At 67.5% G+C, this 18,702-nt stretch carries 12 protein-coding genes; 3 read left to right on the top strand and 9 right to left on the bottom strand.

All coding sequences use genetic code 11. The annotated features are described in order from the left end of the window. The first annotated feature begins 46 nt into the window (after positions 1-46). A complete protein-coding gene (locus tag BR07_RS0105600; protein WP_027504581.1) occupies positions 47-1,138 on the top strand; it encodes an endonuclease/exonuclease/phosphatase family protein in 1,092 nt (363 codons plus the stop codon). 4 nt (positions 1,139-1,142) lie between these two features. Here BR07_RS0105600 and BR07_RS0105595 read toward each other — a convergent pair whose 3' ends face one another. Next, positions 1,143-2,105, bottom strand: a complete 963-nt coding sequence (locus tag BR07_RS0105595) for an MsnO8 family LLM class oxidoreductase (RefSeq protein ID WP_027504580.1) — start codon at positions 2,103-2,105, stop codon at positions 1,143-1,145. A gap of 205 nt (positions 2,106-2,310) precedes the next feature. Here BR07_RS0105595 and BR07_RS0105590 point away from each other — a divergent pair, with 205 nt between their 5' ends. Beyond that, on the top strand, positions 2,311-3,894 hold the full coding sequence (locus tag BR07_RS0105590; RefSeq protein ID WP_197027751.1) for a GMC oxidoreductase: 1,584 nt from the start codon (positions 2,311-2,313) through the stop codon (positions 3,892-3,894). Here the strand turns inward: BR07_RS0105590 and BR07_RS0105585 are convergent. Next, the gene (locus BR07_RS0105585; protein WP_027504578.1) at positions 3,891-5,528 is read right to left on the bottom strand and encodes an alkaline phosphatase D family protein; all 1,638 of its coding nucleotides are present in this window, start codon (positions 5,526-5,528) and stop codon (positions 3,891-3,893) included. The two genes, BR07_RS0105590 and BR07_RS0105585, sit on opposite strands and share 4 nt — an antisense overlap. Positions 5,529-5,627: 99 nt before the next feature. On the opposite strand from BR07_RS0105585, the gene BR07_RS0105580 reads away from it, so the two are divergent. Then, positions 5,628-5,954 carry a hypothetical protein gene (locus tag BR07_RS0105580; RefSeq protein ID WP_027504577.1) on the top strand — a complete coding sequence of 109 codons (327 nt, stop codon included), beginning with the start codon at positions 5,628-5,630 and terminating at the stop codon, positions 5,952-5,954. A 16-nt stretch (positions 5,955-5,970) separates the two neighbouring features. Here BR07_RS0105580 and BR07_RS0105575 read toward each other — a convergent pair whose 3' ends face one another. The 7 genes from BR07_RS0105575 to BR07_RS0105545 all read right to left on the bottom strand — a co-directional run bounded on the left by BR07_RS0105575 (position 5,971) and on the right by BR07_RS0105545 (position 18,701). Further along, a complete protein-coding gene (locus tag BR07_RS0105575; protein WP_027504576.1) occupies positions 5,971-6,360 on the bottom strand; it encodes a VOC family protein in 390 nt (129 codons plus the stop codon). Positions 6,361-6,557: 197 nt separating this feature from the next. Then, complete coding sequence (locus BR07_RS0105570; RefSeq protein WP_027504575.1) at positions 6,558-10,514, bottom strand: DNA-directed RNA polymerase subunit beta'; 3,957 nt, start codon at positions 10,512-10,514, stop codon at positions 6,558-6,560. A gap of 97 nt (positions 10,515-10,611) precedes the next feature. Next, complete coding sequence (gene rpoB, locus BR07_RS0105565; protein ID WP_027504574.1) at positions 10,612-14,118, bottom strand: DNA-directed RNA polymerase subunit beta; 3,507 nt, start codon at positions 14,116-14,118, stop codon at positions 10,612-10,614. Between the two features lie 440 nt (positions 14,119-14,558). Next, the gene (locus BR07_RS26160) at positions 14,559-15,329 is read right to left on the bottom strand and encodes a hypothetical protein (RefSeq protein ID WP_155956942.1); all 771 of its coding nucleotides are present in this window, start codon (positions 15,327-15,329) and stop codon (positions 14,559-14,561) included. Positions 15,330-15,389: 60 nt separating this feature from the next. Beyond that, positions 15,390-16,121, bottom strand: a complete 732-nt coding sequence (locus BR07_RS23490) for a hypothetical protein (RefSeq protein ID WP_051613094.1) — start codon at positions 16,119-16,121, stop codon at positions 15,390-15,392. Between the two features lie 70 nt (positions 16,122-16,191). Then, entirely contained in the window at positions 16,192-17,442 is a 1,251-nt protein-coding gene (locus BR07_RS0105550; RefSeq protein WP_027504573.1) for an MCE family protein, read from the bottom strand. Beyond that, positions 17,439-18,701 (bottom strand): MCE family protein, encoded by a 1,263-nt coding sequence (locus BR07_RS0105545; RefSeq protein WP_027504572.1) that lies wholly within the window; start codon positions 18,699-18,701, stop codon positions 17,439-17,441. The genes BR07_RS0105550 and BR07_RS0105545 overlap by 4 nt, the downstream gene beginning before the upstream one ends. Between the last annotated feature and the right edge of the window lies 1 nt (position 18,702).

Raw genomic sequence — 18,702 nt, 5'->3', positions numbered from 1 at the left:
CTCGTGTTCGCCCGTCTGTCAGGGCGGCGCGATAGCGTCCCGCACCATGCGACTCACCCGCGTGCTTCTCGCCGCGTCCGTCCTGACGATCACCGCCTGCAGCGCGCCTGCCGCCGACGAGCCGCCCGGTGACCCGCGCACCGTCCGCGTCGCGACGTACAACGCCAGCATGAACCGCCCCGCCGCCGGCGATCTGGTCGCCGCACTGCGGTCCGGAACGGATCCGCAGATCCGGTCGGTGGCCGACGTGGTCCAGCACAACGCCCCGGACATGCTGCTGCTCAACGAGTTCGACTACTCCGACGGCGCCGTCGACCTCTTCCGCGACAACTACCTCGCCGTCGGCGACGCACCGATCGACTACCCGTTCGCGTACACGGCGCCCGTCAATACCGGCGAGCCGTCCGGGCTCGACCTCGACGGGGACGGGCGGTCCGACGGACCGAACGACACATGGGGCTTCGGGCAGTTCCCCGGCCAGTACGGCATGGTCGTCCTCTCGAAGTTCCCACTCGACGCCGCCGCGGTCCGCACGTTCCAGACCTTCCGCTGGGCCGACATGCCCGACAACCTGCTGCCGCGCGAGTACTACGGCGCGAACTCGGACGCCCTGCGCCTGTCGAGCAAATCGCACTGGGACGTGCCCGTGGACATCGACGGGCGGGTGATCCACCTGCTCGTCTCGCACCCCACGCCGCCCTCCTTCGACGGGCCCGAGGACCGCAACGGCCGACGCAATCACGACGAGATCCGGCTCACCGCGGACTACATCGCCGGCGCCGACTACCTCGTCGACGACACCGGACTCGCCGGCGGCCTGCCGAACGGTTCCTCGTTCGTGGTGTTGGGGGACCAGAACAGCGATCCGGTCGACGGGGACTCCTATCCGGGCGCCATCGCGCAACTGCTCGACAGCCCGGCGCTGCAGGACCCGGCGCCCACCTCGCCGACCGCCGGCACCGACACGGCGGACTTCGCCGATCCCGTGCCGGGTGATCTGCGGGTGGACTACGTCCTGCCGAGCACCGATCTGACGGTCAAAGGGTCGGGGGTCTTCTGGCCCGCGCCCGGCGAGCCGGGCGCCGAGTTGCTGTCGGCCAGCGATCACAGACTGGTGTGGGTGGACCTGCAGGTCTGACCCGTCAGCGCAGCAGTGCGGCCAACGCCTCGTCGGACGCACGCAGAGCGTCACGGTCGAACGTCGATGCCGAGGACAGAATCTCGTCGGCGCCGGTGCGGTCGACGAGGTCCTCGAGTCGGCGACCCACCGTCGCCGGACTGCCGTGCACGCTGCCGTCGAGGGAGCGCTGGGCCGACTCCCGGGCCCGCGGGGTGAGTCCGTCGGGCATCTCGGTGACCGCCCGCAACGGTGGGAACTCCCCGGTCCGGCGGGAGTCCGCCATGGCCACGGCCTCCGCCATGGCGAGACGGCGGGCCTCGGCGTCGGTGTCGGCGACCAGGACGTCGAGCGACACCGTCACGGACGGCTGCGCCGCGAAGGCCGAGGGAACGAACTCGTGTCGATACGCCTCCAGCGGAGCCAGGTCCCCCGACAGCATCGGACCGCCCACCACGACGGGAAGCCCGCGCTGCGCGGCGATCGCCAGCCCGTGACCCGTCGCGAGAACGTGGATCGGGATCAGTCGCTCGGGCGCGGGCTGCACGGTCACCGGGCCGGTTCCGAGCAGGAAGTCCTGCAGATCCGCGAGGTCGTCGGCGAAGCGCTCGGCGTCCTCGGTGTCCGCCCGCAGGACCTTGCGCACCGGCGGCGTGAACCCCAGCGACCGGCCGACACCGAGGTCGACCCGGCCGGGACACAGCGCGTCGAGCAACGCGAACTGCTCCGCGACGACGATGGGCGAGTGGTTCGGCAGCATGACGCCGCCCGACCCCAGCCGAATCCGCGACGTCGCCGCGCCGATCGCCGCGAGCAGCACCGCGGGTGAGCCGCTCGCGATGCCGGGTACGGCGTGATGCTCGGCCACCCAGAACCGCTCGTAACCCGCAGCCTCGGCCCACCGCGCACGCTCGATCGTGTCCGACACCGCGGCGGCGGCAGACCGATCGGTGCGAGTACGGGAGCGATCGAGAAGGGACAGACGCATACTCTGCACAACCCTCGCGGGAGTCGCCCTGTTCCACCCCGAACCGCCCGAGAAACCGGCACAGAGATTGGTAACAGTCACACAATCCGGTCGAGTGGTTCCATCACCTGCACCATTCACGGGACACTGACCGTTCGACTGTTCTCGATCGATGGTGGGTGTGCACGTGAAGCGCAGGCAACTGCTGCAACTGGCCGCAGCAGGAATGGTGGGTCTCGCGGTCCCGCCCGCGATCACCCGGTCGACGGCGTCCGCACTCCCGCTCGGCGTCCCCTCGATCCGGAACCTCCTTCCCGAACTGTTCGCCGACCCTCCGCGTCCACCGAACCACTCACCCGCCCTCGTCATCGGATCGGGCTTCGGAGCCAGCGCCGCGGCGTTGCGGCTCGCGCAGGCCGGTACGTCGGTCACCGTGCTCGAACGAGGACTCCGCTGGCCGCGCGATCCGTTCCGCGACATCTTCACCGCCGACATGACGGCCGACGGGCGCGGCCTGTGGCATCAGCGCTCGTTCACCAACCTCACCGGCATGCCTGTCGGGCCCGTCGACTGGTTCAACGGCGTCCTCGACACCACGCGCTACGAGAACCTGTCGGTGTGGCGTGCAGCCGCGGTGGGCGGCGGCTCCGTCGTCTACACCGGCGTCAGCATCGCCCCGGACAAGCGCTTCTTCGATCTCTCGTTCGGTGGCCGCGTGGACTACGACGAGATGGCGTCGCAGTGGTACCCCAAGGCTCGCTCGGTGCTCCGGCCGTCGACCATGCCCGACGACATCTACGCCTCCCCCGGGTTCGCCCACTCCAGGACGTGGGACGACCACGCCCGCCGCGCCGGTTTCGACCCGCAGCGCGTCGACGGAGGCTGGAACTGGAACGTGCTGCGTGACGAGATGTCGGGTCGGTCCCGGCCGTCCGCCACCGTCGGCTGCAGCACGTTCGGCAACTCCAACGGCGCGAAGCACGACCTGACGCAGAACTACATCCCGCAGGCCGAGGCCACGGGCAACGCCGTGGTGTGTCACAGCCACGAGGTCGTCGCCATCGGTACCGAGAGCGGCGGCCGCTACCGCGTGGAGGTGCGGCGCCTCGATCCCGAGGGCAACGCACTCGAGACGCGCACGCTGACCTGCGACTCGCTGATCCTCGGCGCCGGCTCCATCGGCACCACCGAACTGCTGGTCCGCGCGCAGGCCACCGGCGCGCTTCCCGAGCTCAACGAGTTCGTCGGACGCGGATGGGGCACCAACGGCGACGCCTTCATGACGCGCTCGCTCGGCCCCATCGGCGGTGGACCGCAGGGGGCGCCGTGCGCCTCGCGCATCGTCGACGACACGGGCATGCCACTCAGCGTCGAGAACTGGTACGTCCCGGGCGTTCCCACCGAGATGGGTTTCCTCGGATCGCTCGGTATGACCATCGACCCGCTGCGGGCCGATTTCCGCTACGACCGTGCGACCGACGGAATGAGCTTGACCTGGCCCAAGGGCGGCAGCCGCGACACCGTCGAGGCACTGCGCGCGGTGCAGAACCGGATGGCACAAGCAGGCCGCACCGTCGTCTCCGCCGAGCCGTTCACTCGCGACGTCGACGACACGTTCACCGCGCACCCCCTCGGCGGTGCGGTCCTGGGCGACGTCACCGATGCGTACGGACGAGTGAAGGGGCACCCCGGCCTGTACGTCATGGACGGAGCTCTCGTTCCCGGCAGCACGGGTGCGGCCAACCCGTCTCTCACCATCACCGCGCTCGCCGAGCGCAACATCGCAGCCGTCATCGCTGCCGGAGGCTAGGCCAGGCCGATCTCCGGCCGACCCTCCGGCACCGTCACGGTCGCTGCCGTGCGAACCGGCGCGCCGGGAACCGAGATCGCGTCCAGGACCCGGACCTCGGAGCGCCACTCCGTCGGCGTCAGCGTCGCACGCAGGTAACCGCGTCGGGCATTGCCGAACTTGACGTGCGGTGACGCCGCCGCGATGTCCGCACCGGCCGTGTCGACGTCCGCACCGTCCTTGCCCGACGCGATGGATGTCGACGCGATCTCGACTCCGACCACCGGGGCGGAGTCGTCCTGATAGTCGCGGCGCAGTTCCGACACGATGGTGCGGTGGATGTCGCCCACGATGGACGCGAGGGTGATCCCCCGGTCGCGGGCGCCGTCGAGGATGCGGTGCCGTGACGCCTCGTACCCACTCCACGGGTCCATCCCGACCTTCCGCTCGCCGTCGCTGATGCGGGCCAGGTCGGAGATCACCGTCTGGTGTGCGAGGAACTTCCACGTGGCACCGGACCCGAAACCGTCGAGGATCCACTTCTCCTGTGCCGCTCCGGTGATGGTGCGACTCGGGTCCGCGGTCTCCGCGTTCTGCGCGTGTTCGCCGTCCCCGTTGGCCTGATCGCTGCGGTACTGCCGGGTGTCGAGCACCGAGAAGTCCACCAGGTCACCGAAACTGAAGCGGCGGTACGCCGTCAGATCCGGCCCCGTCGGTCGCTGGGCCATCCGCACCGGAGTGTTCTCCCACCACGCCTTGAACGCATCGGCGCGGCGCAGGAGGAACACCCGCGGATCACCCGCAGGATCGCCGGGAGCGGCGGTGCCGGCATCCTGGCTGATCGCCCCGGCCCAGTTGTTGTCCACCTCGTGATCGTCGAAGGTGGTGATCCACGGCGCCGCTGCGTGCGCCGACGCCAGGTCGGGATCCGACTTGTACAGCGCGTACCGATCGCGATAGTCGTTCAGTGCCAGCGTCTCTCGTCCCGCGGACTCGGGCCGTGGCTGCGACGCGCGGGCGCCTGTACCTTCGATCGCGTACTCGTAGATGTAGTCGCCGAGGAAGAACACGACGTCCGGGTCACTCGCCGCGAGATCGGCATAGGCGCCGTAGAACCCGTCCTCCCACTTCTGGCACGACGCCCACGCGAACGACAGTGACGCAAGGGGTGATCCCGGTGCGGGCGCCGTCCTCGTCCGTCCGACGGTGCTCACGTGCGGACCGACCATGAAGCGGTAGAAGTACTCCCGCGCCGGAGCCAGACCCCGCACGTCCACGTGCACCGACCAGCCGTCCGCATCGGATGCCAGTTCGATGCCCTGGCTCACCGTCCGCCCGAACCGTTCGTCCTCGGCGATCTCCCACCGCACCGGCACCACACCCGGCCGCATACCGCCGACCGGAGCGAGTGGGTCGACCGCGAGACGAGTCCACAGCACCACCGAGTCCGGAAGCGGATCGCCCGACGCGACGCCGAGGCGGAACGGGTAGTCGGCCGGGATGCCGCGTTGCGGCTGCGCGTGCGCCGTCGCGCTCGACAGTTCCGGTGTCATCGCGAGCGCACCGACCAGTGCGGTCCACGTGAGGAACGAACGACGCGTGGTGCCGGCACGCAGAGAACGATCGGCACCGATGACGAGATCACGACGGCTCATGGACCGAACGGTGCCCCTCGAAAGGAAACTCCGTGTGGATCGGAGACGACGCGCGCGAGGACTCGCGCTGAAGCCACCCGAATCGGGTACGCAGTCGACATGGACGACAAGCGAGAGATGGGCAGACGCGACGTCGAGAAGCGGTGGCGCGATCCGCGCGCGATCCGGCACGCGGCCACGTACGACGGGGCAGTGATCGGCATCGCTGCCGTCGCGGTGGCCGTGTTCCTCGCAGCGGGCGCGTCCAGCGTCGCGATCGCTGCGCTCGTACCCGGTGTCTGTCTGCTCGGTGGGATCGGCGCACTGTGGATCGGCTACCGCTCCTACCGCCACGGCGGGACGTGGCCCGTCTGGCAGGGCGCCGCCTGGCTGCTGTTCGCGCTGATGCTGGTGAGCTTGTCCCTCCCGACCCTCGCTCTGCGCTGAGCCGGGAGGGAACGGATCACGCCTGCACGACGGTGATGACGTTGCCGTCGGGATCCTTCAGCATGAACATCGGCGGCACGTTCGGATCGTCGTCGCCGCCGAGCGGTTCCATCTCGAACCCGTCGAAGGCACTCAGGCGAGCGTGCTCCGCGCGGACGTCCGACGTCTCCACACCGATGGACGAGCCGCCCGGCGTGTCGTACATCGGCGGGTTCAGCGCCAACCGCGCAGTGGACCCCGGCGGCGCCACCTCCAGCCAGCGGTACTCCTCGTTCGGCCCGAAGCGGGTGTCACCGCGCACCTCGAACCCGAGCACGCGGGTGTAGAAGTCGAGGGCCTTGTCCTGATCGGCAACGGTGAACATGGCCACGCCGATGTTCGTGATGGTGCTGGGAGTCTCGGTCATACAGGTGCCGACTCCGCGGTGGCCCGGAACTCATCGCGGTGCGGTGCGCCCGGCGACACCAGCCGCACTCCGGTTCATCACCTGCACCCGCGATGGGGGGTGCACCAGACGATCCGCGGTGCGCCAGGCCGAGCAGCTGAGAAACGACACGAGCCCCACCCCGCCGACGCGGGATGGGGCTCGTGCGTTGCTCGTCTCTAGCGGTAGTCGCCGGAGAAACCGTAGTCGTCGAGCGGCACTGCAGCACCGGTGTTCTGGCCGAAGCCGTCCGCGCTGTAGTACTGATCGTCGTACGACGGCACCGCGTAGGCCGCGGCACGTGCTTCCTCGGTGGGCTGAACCGTGATGTTCCGGTACCGGTTGATGCCGGTGCCGGCGGGGATCAGCTTTCCGATGATCACGTTCTCCTTGAGACCGATGAGCTTGTCCGAGCGGCAGTTGATCGCCGCGTCGGTCAGCACTCGGGTGGTCTCCTGGAACGACGCCGCGGACAGCCACGAGTCGGTCGCCAGCGATGCCTTGGTGATACCCATCAGCACCGGACGTCCGGCCGCGGGCTCGCCACCCTCGGACACGACGCGACGGTTGCTCGACTCGAACTCACTGCGCTCGGTCAGCGATCCGGGCAGGAACTCCGTGGAGCCCGAATCGATGATGGTCACGCGGCGGAGCATCTGACGAACGATCGTCTCGATGTGCTTGTCGTGGATGGACACACCCTGGCTGCGGTACACCTCCTGGACCTCGTTGACGAGGTGGATCTGCACCTGGCGCGGGCCCATGACTCGCAGGACCTCGTGGGGATCGGCAGCACCTTCCATGAGCTGCTGACCGACCTCGACGTGGTCACCGTCCGACAACAGACGCTCCGTGCCGTCGTCGTGCTTGAAGACACGCAGACGCTGACGCTTGGAGAGCTTGTCGTAGACGACCTCTTCGCCGCCGTCGTCCGGGACGATGGTGATCTTGTAGAAACGGTCACCGTCCTCGAGCTGGATGCGACCCGAGACGTCCGCGATGGGCGCCTTGCCCTTGGGCACACGAGCCTCGAAGAGCTCCTGCACTCGGGGCAGACCACCGGTGATGTCGTCGCCGGCCACACCACCCTGGTGGAAGGTACGCATCGTGAGCTGCGTGCCGGGCTCACCGATCGACTGTGCCGCGACGATACCGACGGCCTCGCCGATGTCGACGAGCTTGCCGGTGGCCATGGAACGGCCGTAGCAGGTGGCGCAGACGCCGGTTCCGGTGGTGCAGGTGAGCACCGAACGGACCTTGACCGACGTGATGCCCGCTGCGAGCAGCGCGTCGATGGCCGGGTCGCCCAGGTCGTGTCCACGCTCGACGATGACGTTGCCGTCGGCGTCGACCGCGTCGGCAGCCAGGGTGCGGGCGTAGGTCGAGGTCTCGACGTGCGCGTCGCGGATCATCGAGCCGTCGGCCAGCTTCTCCGCGATCACCGTGGTGATGCCGCGCTCGGTGCCACAGTCGGTCTCCCGAACGATGACGTCCTGCGAGACGTCGACCAGACGACGCGTCAGGTAGCCCGAGTCGGCGGTACGAAGCGCCGTGTCGGCCAGACCCTTACGAGCACCGTGCGTGTTGATGAAGTACTCCAGGACCGTCAGGCCCTCCTTGAAGGAGGACTTGATCGGGCGCGGGATGAACTCACCCTTCGGGTTGGTCACCAGACCCTTCATGCCGGCGAGCGACCGCACCTGCGTCATGTTTCCGGCTGCGCCGGACTTCACGATCATCGGGATCGGGTTCTCGTCGGGGAAGTGGGCCTCCATGGCCTTACCGACCTGCTCGGTGGCTTCCTGCCAGATCTTGACCAGGGCCGAGTTGCGCTCGGTCCGGTCGAGAGCGCCACGCTGGTACTGCTTCTCCAGGCGGTCGGCCTGAGCCTCGAACTCCTCGAGGATCTGCGGCTTCTCCGGCGGCACGAGGACGTCGGAGATGGAGATCGTGACACCCGAACGCGTGGCCCAGTAGAAGCCGGCGTCCTTGAGCTTGTCGACGGTCTGCGCGACCACGATCATCGGGTACCGCTCGGCGAGATCGTTGATGATCGTCGCCTGGCGCTTCTTCGGCATCTGCTCGTTGACGAACGGGTAGTTCGTCGGGAGCAGCTCGTTGAAGAGCACGCGGCCCAGCGTCGTCTCGGCGGTCCAGGCATCGCCCGGGGTCCAGCCGTCGGGGAACAGCTCCGCCTCGATCTCGCGCGACGGACGCTGCTGCGTCAGACGCACCTTGATCTGCGACTGCACGGTCAGGACGCCGCGATCGACGGCCATCTGCGCCTCGGCCGGGCTGGCGTAGATGCCCAGCTCCGCCGAGTCGGACGTCGAGGCCTGGAACTCGCCCAGAGCCTTGTCGTCGAGACGCGTCAGGTGGAACAGACCCGTCACCATGTCCAGACGCGGCATGGCGAGCGGTCGGCCCGATGCCGGCGACAGGATGTTGTTCGACGACAGCATCAGGATGCGTGCCTCGGCCTGCGCCTCGGCGGACAGCGGCAGGTGTACTGCCATCTGGTCACCGTCGAAGTCGGCGTTGAACGCCTCGCACACGAGGGGGTGCAGCTGGATGGCCTTGCCCTCGACCAGCTGCGGCTCGAATGCCTGGATGCCCAGACGGTGCAGCGTCGGTGCGCGGTTCAGCAGCACGGGGTGCTCGGCGATGACCTCTTCGAGGACGTCCCACACCTGAGCGCGCTGACGCTCGACCATGCGCTTGGCCGACTTGATGTTCTGCGCGTGGTTGAGATCCACCAGACGCTTCATCACGAACGGCTTGAACAGCTCGAGTGCCATGAGCTTCGGCAGACCGCACTGGTGCAGCTTGAGCTGCGGTCCGACGACGATGACCGAACGGCCCGAGTAGTCGACGCGCTTGCCGAGCAGGTTCTGACGGAAACGACCCTGCTTGCCCTTGAGCAGATCGGACAGCGACTTGAGCGGGCGGTTGCCCGGTCCGGTGACCGGACGGCCACGACGACCGTTGTCGAACAGGGCGTCGACCGACTCCTGCAGCATCCGCTTCTCGTTGTTGACGATGATCTCGGGAGCACCGAGGTCGATCAGTCGCTTGAGGCGGTTGTTGCGGTTGATGACGCGGCGGTACAGATCGTTGAGGTCGGACGTCGCGAAACGTCCACCGTCGAGCTGCACCATCGGACGCAGCTCCGGCGGGATCACCGGCACGGCGTCGAGCACCATGCCCATGGGCGAGTTGCCCGTGGACTGGAACGCGGCGACGACCTTGAGACGCTTCAGCGCACGGAGCTTCTTCTGGCCCTTGCCACTGCGGATGGTCTCGCGCAGGCTCTCGGCCTCGGCCTCGATGTCGAAGGTCTCCATGAGCTTCTGGATGGACTCCGCGCCCATCGCACCCGTGAAGTACTCGCCGTAGCGGTCGATCAGCTCGCGGTAGATGAGCTCGTCGACGATGAGCTGCTTCTTGGCCAGCTTGGTGAAGGTGGTCCAGATCTCCTCGAGACGATCCAGCTCACGCTGCGCGCGGTCACGGAGCTGACGCATCTCGCGCTCGCCACCGTCCTTGACCTTGCGACGGACGTCGGACTTGGCGCCCTCCGCCTCGAGCTCGGCGATGTCGGCCTCGAGCTTCTGCGCACGGGCCTCGAGGTCGGCGTCACGCTGATCGGCGACAGCCTTCTTCTCGACCTCCATCTCGGCCTCGAGAGTGGAGAGCTCGTTGTGGCGCAGCTCGTCGTCGACCGACGTGATGACGTAGGCGGCGAAGTAGATGATCTTCTCGAGATCCTTCGGCGCCAGGTCCAGCAGGTAGCCGAGGCGCGACGGAACACCCTTGAAGTACCAGATGTGCGTGACCGGTGCGGCCAGCTCGATGTGTCCCATGCGCTCACGACGCACCTTGGCGCGAGTCACCTCGACGCCACAGCGCTCACAGATGATGCCCTTGAAGCGCACGCGCTTGTACTTGCCGCAGTAGCACTCCCAGTCGCGAGTAGGTCCGAAGATCTTCTCGCAGAACAGGCCGTCCTTCTCGGGCTTGAGCGTGCGGTAGTTGATGGTCTCCGGCTTCTTGACCTCGCCGTAGGACCAATTGCGGATGTCGTCCGCGGTCGCGAGACCGATGCGGAGTTCATCGAAGAAGTTGACGTCCAGCACGTCGTACTTCCTTTCCCCTTCTCAGGGATAGTTTTCTGCTGCTACGAGTGATCGGGGGTGGGCCGGCGCGAGTCCCCTCGCGCCGGCCTGTCACCGATTACTGCGCGAGATCGTCGACGGTCGCGGACTCGTTGCGGGAGAGATTGATTCCCAGGTTGGCCGCGGCACGCTCGAGATCCTCGTCGTCGCCGTCCGCCATCGTGATGGCCGCGCCGTCCGAGGACAGCACCTCCACGTTGAGGCACAGCGACTGGAGCTCCTTGAGGAGCACCTTGAAGGACTCGGGGATACCGGGCTCCGGGATGTTCTCGCCCTTGACGATGGCCTCGTAGACCTTCACGCGGCCGACCACGTCGTCGGACTTGATGGTGAGGAGCTCCTGCAGCGTGTACGCAGCGCCGTAGGCCTGCATGGCCCAGCACTCCATCTCGCCGAAGCGCTGTCCACCGAACTGCGCCTTACCACCGAGGGGCTGCTGCGTGATCATCGAGTACGGACCGGTCGAACGAGCGTGGATCTTGTCGTCGACGAGGTGGTGCAGCTTGATGATGTACATGTAGCCCACGGAGACCGGGTACGGGAACGGCTCGCCGGAACGGCCGTCGAACAGGGTGGCCTTTCCGTCCGCGCCGACCATGCGCTCGCCGTCGCGGTTCGGGATCGTGCTCGCCAGCAGGCCGGTGAGCTCGTCCTCCTTCGCACCGTCGAACACCGGGGTGGCGATGTTGGTGTCCGCCTCGGCGGCCAGCATCTCCTCGGGCAGCGTCGCGGCCCAGTCGGGTCGGACTCCGTCCGCGGCCACCTGAATGTTCCATCCGGTCTTGCCGATCCAGCCGAGGTGAGTCTCGAGGATCTGACCGATGTTCATACGACGCGGGACGCCGTGCGTGTTCAGGATGATGTCGACCGGGGTGCCGTCGGACAGGAACGGCATGTCCTCCTGCGGGAGGATCTTGCCGATGACGCCCTTGTTGCCGTGGCGGCCGGCGAGCTTGTCGCCGTCCTGGATCTTGCGCTTCTGGGCCACGTAGACGCGGACCAGTTCGTTCACGCCGGGAGGCAGATCGTCGTCGTCCTCGCGCGAGAACACGCGAATGCCGATGACCTTTCCGTTCTCGCCGTGCGGAACCTTCAGAGACGTGTCGCGGACCTCGCGGGCCTTCTCGCCGAAGATGGCGCGCAGCAGGCGCTCCTCCGGGGTCAGCTCGGTCTCGCCCTTCGGCGTGACCTTTCCGACCAGGACGTCACCGTCACGAACCTCGGCACCGATACGGATGATGCCGCGCTCGTCGAGATCGGCGAGGACCTCGTCCGAGACGTTCGGGATGTCACGGGTGATCTCCTCGGCACCGAGCTTGGTGTCGCGGGCATCGATCTCGTGCTCCTCGATGTGGATCGAGGTCAGGACGTCCTCTTCCACGAGGCGCTGCGACAGGATGATCGCGTCCTCGTAGTTGTGGCCCTCCCACGGCATGATCGCGACGAGCAGGTTCTTGCCCAGCGCCATCTCACCGTTCTCGGTGCAGGGACCGTCGGCCAGGACCTGGCCGGCCTCGACCCGTGCGCCCTCGTCCACGATCGGACGCTGGTTGGCACAGGTGCCCTGGTTCGAGCGCGCGAACTTGCGCATCCGGTAGGTGTTGCGAGTGCCGTCGTCCGCCATCACGGTGACGTAGTCGGCGGACACCTCCTCGATGACACCGGACTTCTCGTTGACGATGACGTCGCCGGCATCGACAGCGGCACGCAGCTCCATGCCGGTTCCGACGAGCGGAGCCTCGCTGCGCACCAGCGGCACGGCCTGACGCTGCATGTTCGCGCCCATCAGTGCGCGGTTGGCGTCGTCGTGCTCGAGGAACGGGATCATCGCCGTGGCGACCGAGACCATCTGCCGAGGCGAGACGTCCATGTAGTCGACGTCCATCGACGAGACGAACTCGACCTCTCCACCCTTACGGCGGACAAGGATCTTCTCGTCGACGAAACGACCCGAGGTGTCGATGGACGAGTTGGCCTGCGCCACGACGTGGCGGTCCTCCTCGTCGGCGGTCAGGTAGTCGACGTCGTCGGTGACCTGTCCCTCGACGACCTTGCGGTACGGCGTCTCGATGAAACCGAACGGGTTCACACGGGCGTACACCGAGAGCGATCCGATCAGGCCGATGTTCGGGCCTTCCGGGGTCTCGATGGGGCACATGCGGCCGTAGTGCGACGGGTGGACGTCGCGGACCTCGAGGCCGGCGCGCTCACGCGACAGACCGCCGGGGCCCAGCGCCGACAGGCGGCGCTTGTGCGTCAGACCCGACAGCGGGTTGTTCTGGTCCATGAACTGCGACAGCTGCGAGGTTCCGAAGAACTCCTTGATGGCAGCGACCACGGGACGGATGTTGATCAGGGTCTGCGGCGTGATGGCCTCGACGTCCTGGGTGGTCATCCGCTCGCGGACCACACGCTCCATGCGGGACAGGCCCACGCGGATCTGGTTCTGGATCAGCTCGCCGACCGTGCGGAGACGACGGTTGCCGAAGTGGTCGATGTCGTCGACCTCCACGGGAACCTCGACGCCGTCGGGTGCCGTCATCGACTTCTCGCCCGCGTGCAGACGCACGAGGTACTCGATGGTGGCGACGATGTCCTCTTCGGTCAGCGTCGACGCCTCGATGGGCAGACCCGAGTTCAGGCCCAGCTTCTTGTTGATCTTGTAGCGACCCACGCGTGCGAGGTCGTAGCGCTTCTCCTTGAAGAACAGGTTCTCCAGCAGGGTCTGCGCGCTCTCCTTCGTGGGCGGCTCGCCCGGGCGGAGCTTGCGGTAGATGTCGAGCAGCGCCTCGTCGGTGCCGGCCGTGTTGTCCTTCTCCAGCGTGGCCATGAGGATCTCCGAGAAGCCGAAGCGCTCGGTGATCTGCTCGGTGGTCCAGCCGAGTGCCTTGAGGAGCACGGTGACGGGCTGACGACGCTTGCGGTCGATGCGGACACCGACGGTGTCGCGCTTGTCGACGTCGAACTCGAGCCAGGCGCCGCGGCCGGGGATGACCTTGACGCTGTGCAGATCCTTCTCGGTGGTCTTGTCGACGGCGTGGTCGAAGTAGACACCCGGGGAACGCACGAGCTGCGAGACGACGACGCGCTCGGTGCCGTTGATGATGAACGTGCCCTTGTCGGTCATCATCGGGAAGTCACCCATGAAGACCGTCTGGCTCTTGATCTCACCGGTGTTGTTGTTGATGAACTCCGCGGTGACGAACAACGGCGCCGCGTAGGTCATGTCCTTGTCCTTGCACTCGTCGATCGAGGCCTTGACCTCGTCGAAGCGCGGATCGGAGAAGGAGAGGGACATCGAGCCGGAGAAGTCCTCGATCGGAGAGAGCTCCGTCAGGATGTCCTCGAGACCGCCGCTGCGAGAGCTGTCGCCACGTGCTTCCGCACGTGCGCGCCACTCCGGCGTGCCGACGAGCCACTCGAACGAATCGGTCTGAAGATCGAGCAACCCCGGTACTTCGAGGGGTTCGCGAATCTTCGCGAACGACACCCTCTTCGGGGCTCCGGGAGTTCCGGCGTTTTCCTTGGACTGGGTGGAGACTGCCAAGATGCGTCCTTCCAGCACCTCACGCGGGCCGCTTCGTGCACTGCGCGACCGTCGCTAATCTGCTTCTTTGTGTGGGAACTTCGCTGGTCACTACCCGTACGAAGTCCTCGCTCAGCAGAGATCGACACACGTGTCGATTCAGGCAAAGTCTGGAAGTGGACAGGAGGCACCCAGCGCAACGTCCAAAAGTACCCCAATGCGGCGGATATGGCAACCGCGTCCGCGCGGGGAGCGCGCTCGGCCCGGAGACTGCACGGGCCGTGATCCACGAACTGCCGTACGCCCCTGCCCGTCGATCCCGGCGCCCGGTGCCTCCATTTGCTCCGGCGTCGTTCTCGATCATGGCAGCGGGGTCGCACCCGCGTTCGATGAATCCGGTAATCAGAGTGGACTCCCGAAGCCCTCGCGTCAAGAGCGAGAGCGGCGTTTCGTCCCCCGAATCCGCTCGACGCGGGCGATCAGCGGTTGTCGATGGTCGCGAGCAGCCACTTTCCGTCGACACGTTCCATGGTCACCGAGACCGGCGTCTGCACCGTTCCCTGGTCGACCGTGTCCTGCGTCGCGGCGATGTCCATGCTGGCCAGCAGCTCGGCCCGGTCACCGTCGAGCAGTGACACCCCGATGTCGGTGACCGTGGCGGTCGTGGTGGTCTGCGTCTGGATGACGCCCTGCTTGGTCTGCTCCGCGGTGGAGTCGTACTCCCCGCGGCGCTCGTCGTTCAGCACCGCGCGGGCGGCCGCCTGATCCTGGTCGATCGTGTCGAACTTGTAGCTGAACACCGTCTGCAGGGCGTCGCGCCCGGCCGACGTGACCTCGAGTGTGGCCGGAGTGTCGACCCATGCCTGGTTGCTCACCTCGGACGTACCGGGGCGCACCACGGCGAGGAGCGCGATCACGGCGAACACCACGGCGAGTGCGGCGAGCAGCATCGTGCGGGGAGTCCACCAGGCCGTGCGGCCGGCGGGGGCGCCGTCGTCCACCTCGGTCGTCTCGGTCGTCTCGTTCACGACCGAGTCCGTGGCAACGCTGTCGACCGCAGCGGTGTCGGCCGACGACTTCGACAGGTCGACGGTCGAGGCCGCGCCGGTGGACGCGCTCGTGGTCTCGTCCTCGATCGCGTCGCCGCCCGCGGGGGGCGCCGTGGAGCGTCCGGCGACCTTGGGTCGACGAACGCTGCCGGCGGGGACACGGGGAGTGCCTGTGGGGGGTCTACGGCGTGCGGGGGGCATAGGGAGAACTCCTGGCTGGTGCGAGGCGAGCGGGACGGACGGCGTCGTGACAGCGAGGTGTCACTGACCGCCGTCGGTCGGTGCGGGAGCGGGATCGACGGGCGCGGCGGGATCCGCCGGAGCTGCGGGGTCGACCGGGGCTGCGGGATCGGTCGGTGCAGCGGGATCGCCCGTCGCAGCGGGTGCGCCCGGGACCTCGAGGGGGATGCGCTGCCCGATGGGCTGGATACGCGTGGCCTTCCACGTGCCGTCCACGTCCTGCAGTTCGAGACGCAGGGTGCTCTGGTACCGCTCGTTGCCGTCCGGCTTGGTGGTGTCGGTGGTGAGGACCACGAGCGACTGCGCGGTGCCGTCGTCGGAACTGAACCCGACGAGCGACGCGTGCTGCACCGCCGCGGTGGTGACCACACCGGTCTCCGCGAACTGCTGGCGGAACTGATCCTTGGTGTCGTTCAGACCGTTGGTGAGCTCGTCACCGGTGATGGAGGACTCGATGTCGGCGAACGTCTTGTCCAGATCGTTCGAGTCGACGGAGTTCAGATTGATCGCCGCCTGCCGGGCGCCGGCGAGGGCGTCGTCCCGCAGGGAGGCGTTCGAGGACTCCTGGTACGCGAGGAACCAGAAGATACTCAGCACGACGGCCGCGATCAACGTGATCGCGGCGGCCGCGGCAGTCACCGCCGTGGCGACCGGAGACGTGCGCGGCGCCGGTGCGGGCGTGGACTCGGACGTGCCGTCACCGGTGTCGGTGCCGTCGAGGTCCGGGTCGGAAGGAGAGGTGGTTGGCGTCACAGCAGACACCCTACTTGAGGGTAACTTCTCGCTGCCATCACCGCGCACCTCTCCTCACCCGACTCGACGGTCAGGGGCGGACCGTCACACCGAGCAGTGCGGCCAGCTGCGTCGCGATCGGGTTCAGATCCAGGGGGTCCGGCGCGACCTTGGGCTTGTCGTCCCACGGCTGCACCGTCTGCGGATCGGCGAAGCGCACGCTGTTGGCGCCGCGCACACCCGTCAGGGATCCCTGCGGCACAGTGCAGTTCGCGTCGAGGTTCAACGGGAAGTCCTGCTGCGTCGGATCGAAGTCGGGATTCTTGGCGTACTCCGCGTCGAGGATCGCCTGCGTGCCCTCGTAACCCTGGGTGCACGACGGCGGGTTGTTCACCTCGAGCGCGATGCCGAAGTGAATGGTGCCGTCACCCGGACTCGCCGAGTTCGCTCCCTGCGCCAGGGCCGGGAGGAACTGGAGCAGCGGACGCAGTGCGAACGTGCGCGGGCTCAGTGCACTGGTCACACCCGCGAGGTTCGTCAGGTTGGTCGTCAGACCCGGGCCGGCCTGGTCGACGAGCGCGCCGACCTGGTCGCTGGCGGGAAGCCCGTTGTCGATCAGTCGTCGGATGTCCGGATCGCTCGACCGCAACTGCGCGGTGACCAGATCCAGATCCGAGCTGAACTGCTGAATGGACGACGACTGCTCGGACTGGGTGTCCAGCACGACGCGGCTGTCGCGGATCAGCGTGAGGGTCTGCGGCAGGTTGGCGAGACCGTCCTCGGAGAAGCTGTCGAGCGAGGTGACGAGCTGCTGCAGTGAGTCACCCGTGCCGGCGAACCCGGTACCGAGCTCGGTCACCACGGTGTGCAGATCGTCGACCGGCACGGAGTCCGCGAGCGTCTTGACGTTCTTGAGCAGGCTCTCCACCGGCGTCGGGATGGACGTGTCGTCCTGCAGGATGACGTCGCCGTCCTGCAGGAACGGGCCCTGATCGGTGCGCGGCTGCAGATCGACGTACTGCTCACCGATGGCGGAGCGGTTGGCCACCACGGCGATGGTGTCGGCCGGGACGTCGGGAGCGCTCTTCTCGAGCTTCAGTTCGACGTCGACGCCCTGCTCGGTCAGCTTCAGCTCACCGACGCGCCCCACGGGAATGCCGCGGTACGTCACCTCGGCGTTGCTGAAGATGCCGCCGGAATCGGCGAACTGACCGGTGACCGTGTACTGGCCGAAACCGAACAGCTGGTCGACGCGCACGTACTTGGCACCGACGTACACCAGGCCGAGCACGGCGATGACGACGAAGAGGATCAGCTGTGTGCTGACCAGCTTGGATCTCACTGTCCACCTTCGTTCTGAGGAACGATCCCGAACTGCTGCAGGATGCCGTCCAACGGGTTCGCCGACGGTGCGGCGGCGGGTACACCCGGCGCCGGGGTCGGCGACGGGATGATGGGCGGCAGAGGCAGCAGCGAGATGGTCGGGAAGGAGTTACGCGGGCCGTTGCCGTTGTAGTACGGGTTCGACGGATCGACCCGCGGCTTGGGATCGCCGTTGCGGGGCGCGCTGTAGATCGGGTTGCCCTGGCCGACGCCCAGCGCGGTGAGCTGGTTGCCGATCTGCAGATCCACACTGAGGAACAGATTGACCGCGTTGCCCTGGGTGATCTTCTCGACGCCGTCGGGGAACGGGAACGTGGGCACGAACGCGAGGTCCGTGATCAGCTCGTCGCCGTAGGTCGAGAGCTCCTGCAGGGTCGGGCGCAGTGCGCGCAGGTCGGCGATCAGATCGTCCTTCGAACGCTCGATGACGTCGGTCCCGACCTGCCCGAGGCGATCGAGCTGACCGAGAAGCTGTGTCAGCTGCGGACGCTGCTGTTCGAGCACCTCGGTGGCGACCGGCAGATCGACGAGGATCCGGTCGATCTTCTCGGTCTGCTGGTTGAGCGTGCCGGTGAGGACGTCAAGACCGTCGATCGCGCGCGTGATGTCGGCCTTCTGATCCTCGAGGCCGCCGATGAGCGAGTTGGCCTCCTCGAGCAGGTTCCGCACCCGGTCCTCGCGGCCGCCGAGCGCGGTGTTCAGCTCCTTGACGATCGGAGCGAGCTGCGCGACGCCGCCGCCGTTGAGCAACATCGACAGCGCGCCGAGCACCTGCTCGATGTCGGTGGCGTGGCGGGTCCGCTCGACGGGGATGGTGTCGCCCGAGGCGAGGCGCGCGGACGCCGCGTCGTCGGCCGGAACGCTGAGCTGGACGAACTTCTCGCCGAGCAGGTTGGTCTGCTGGACGGACGCCATGGCGTTGGCCGGCAGGTCCACGGACGAGTCGACCTCGACCTCGACGTCGGCGATCCACGAGTCGTTCGGCACGGAGACCGAGGTGACCCGACCGACCTGGACACCGTCGACCTTGACGGTCGACTGCGGAACCAGGTCCAGCACGTCGTCGAACTGCAACGTCAACCGGATCGGATCCGATCCGACGTCGGCACCGCCGGGCAGCGGGATCCCGTAGATACCGCTGGATCCGCAGGCACTGAGCGTCACGGCGACGACGCAGGCACCGGAGGCGGCCATCAGGCCACGCGAGCGCACTCTCATC

Origin of the sequence: Rhodococcus sp. UNC23MFCrub1.1 (genome assembly GCF_000686025.1) — a bacterium.
GTDB lineage: Bacteria > Actinomycetota > Actinomycetes > Mycobacteriales > Mycobacteriaceae > Rhodococcoides.
This window is presented reverse-complemented; position numbering and strand designations above follow the sequence as displayed.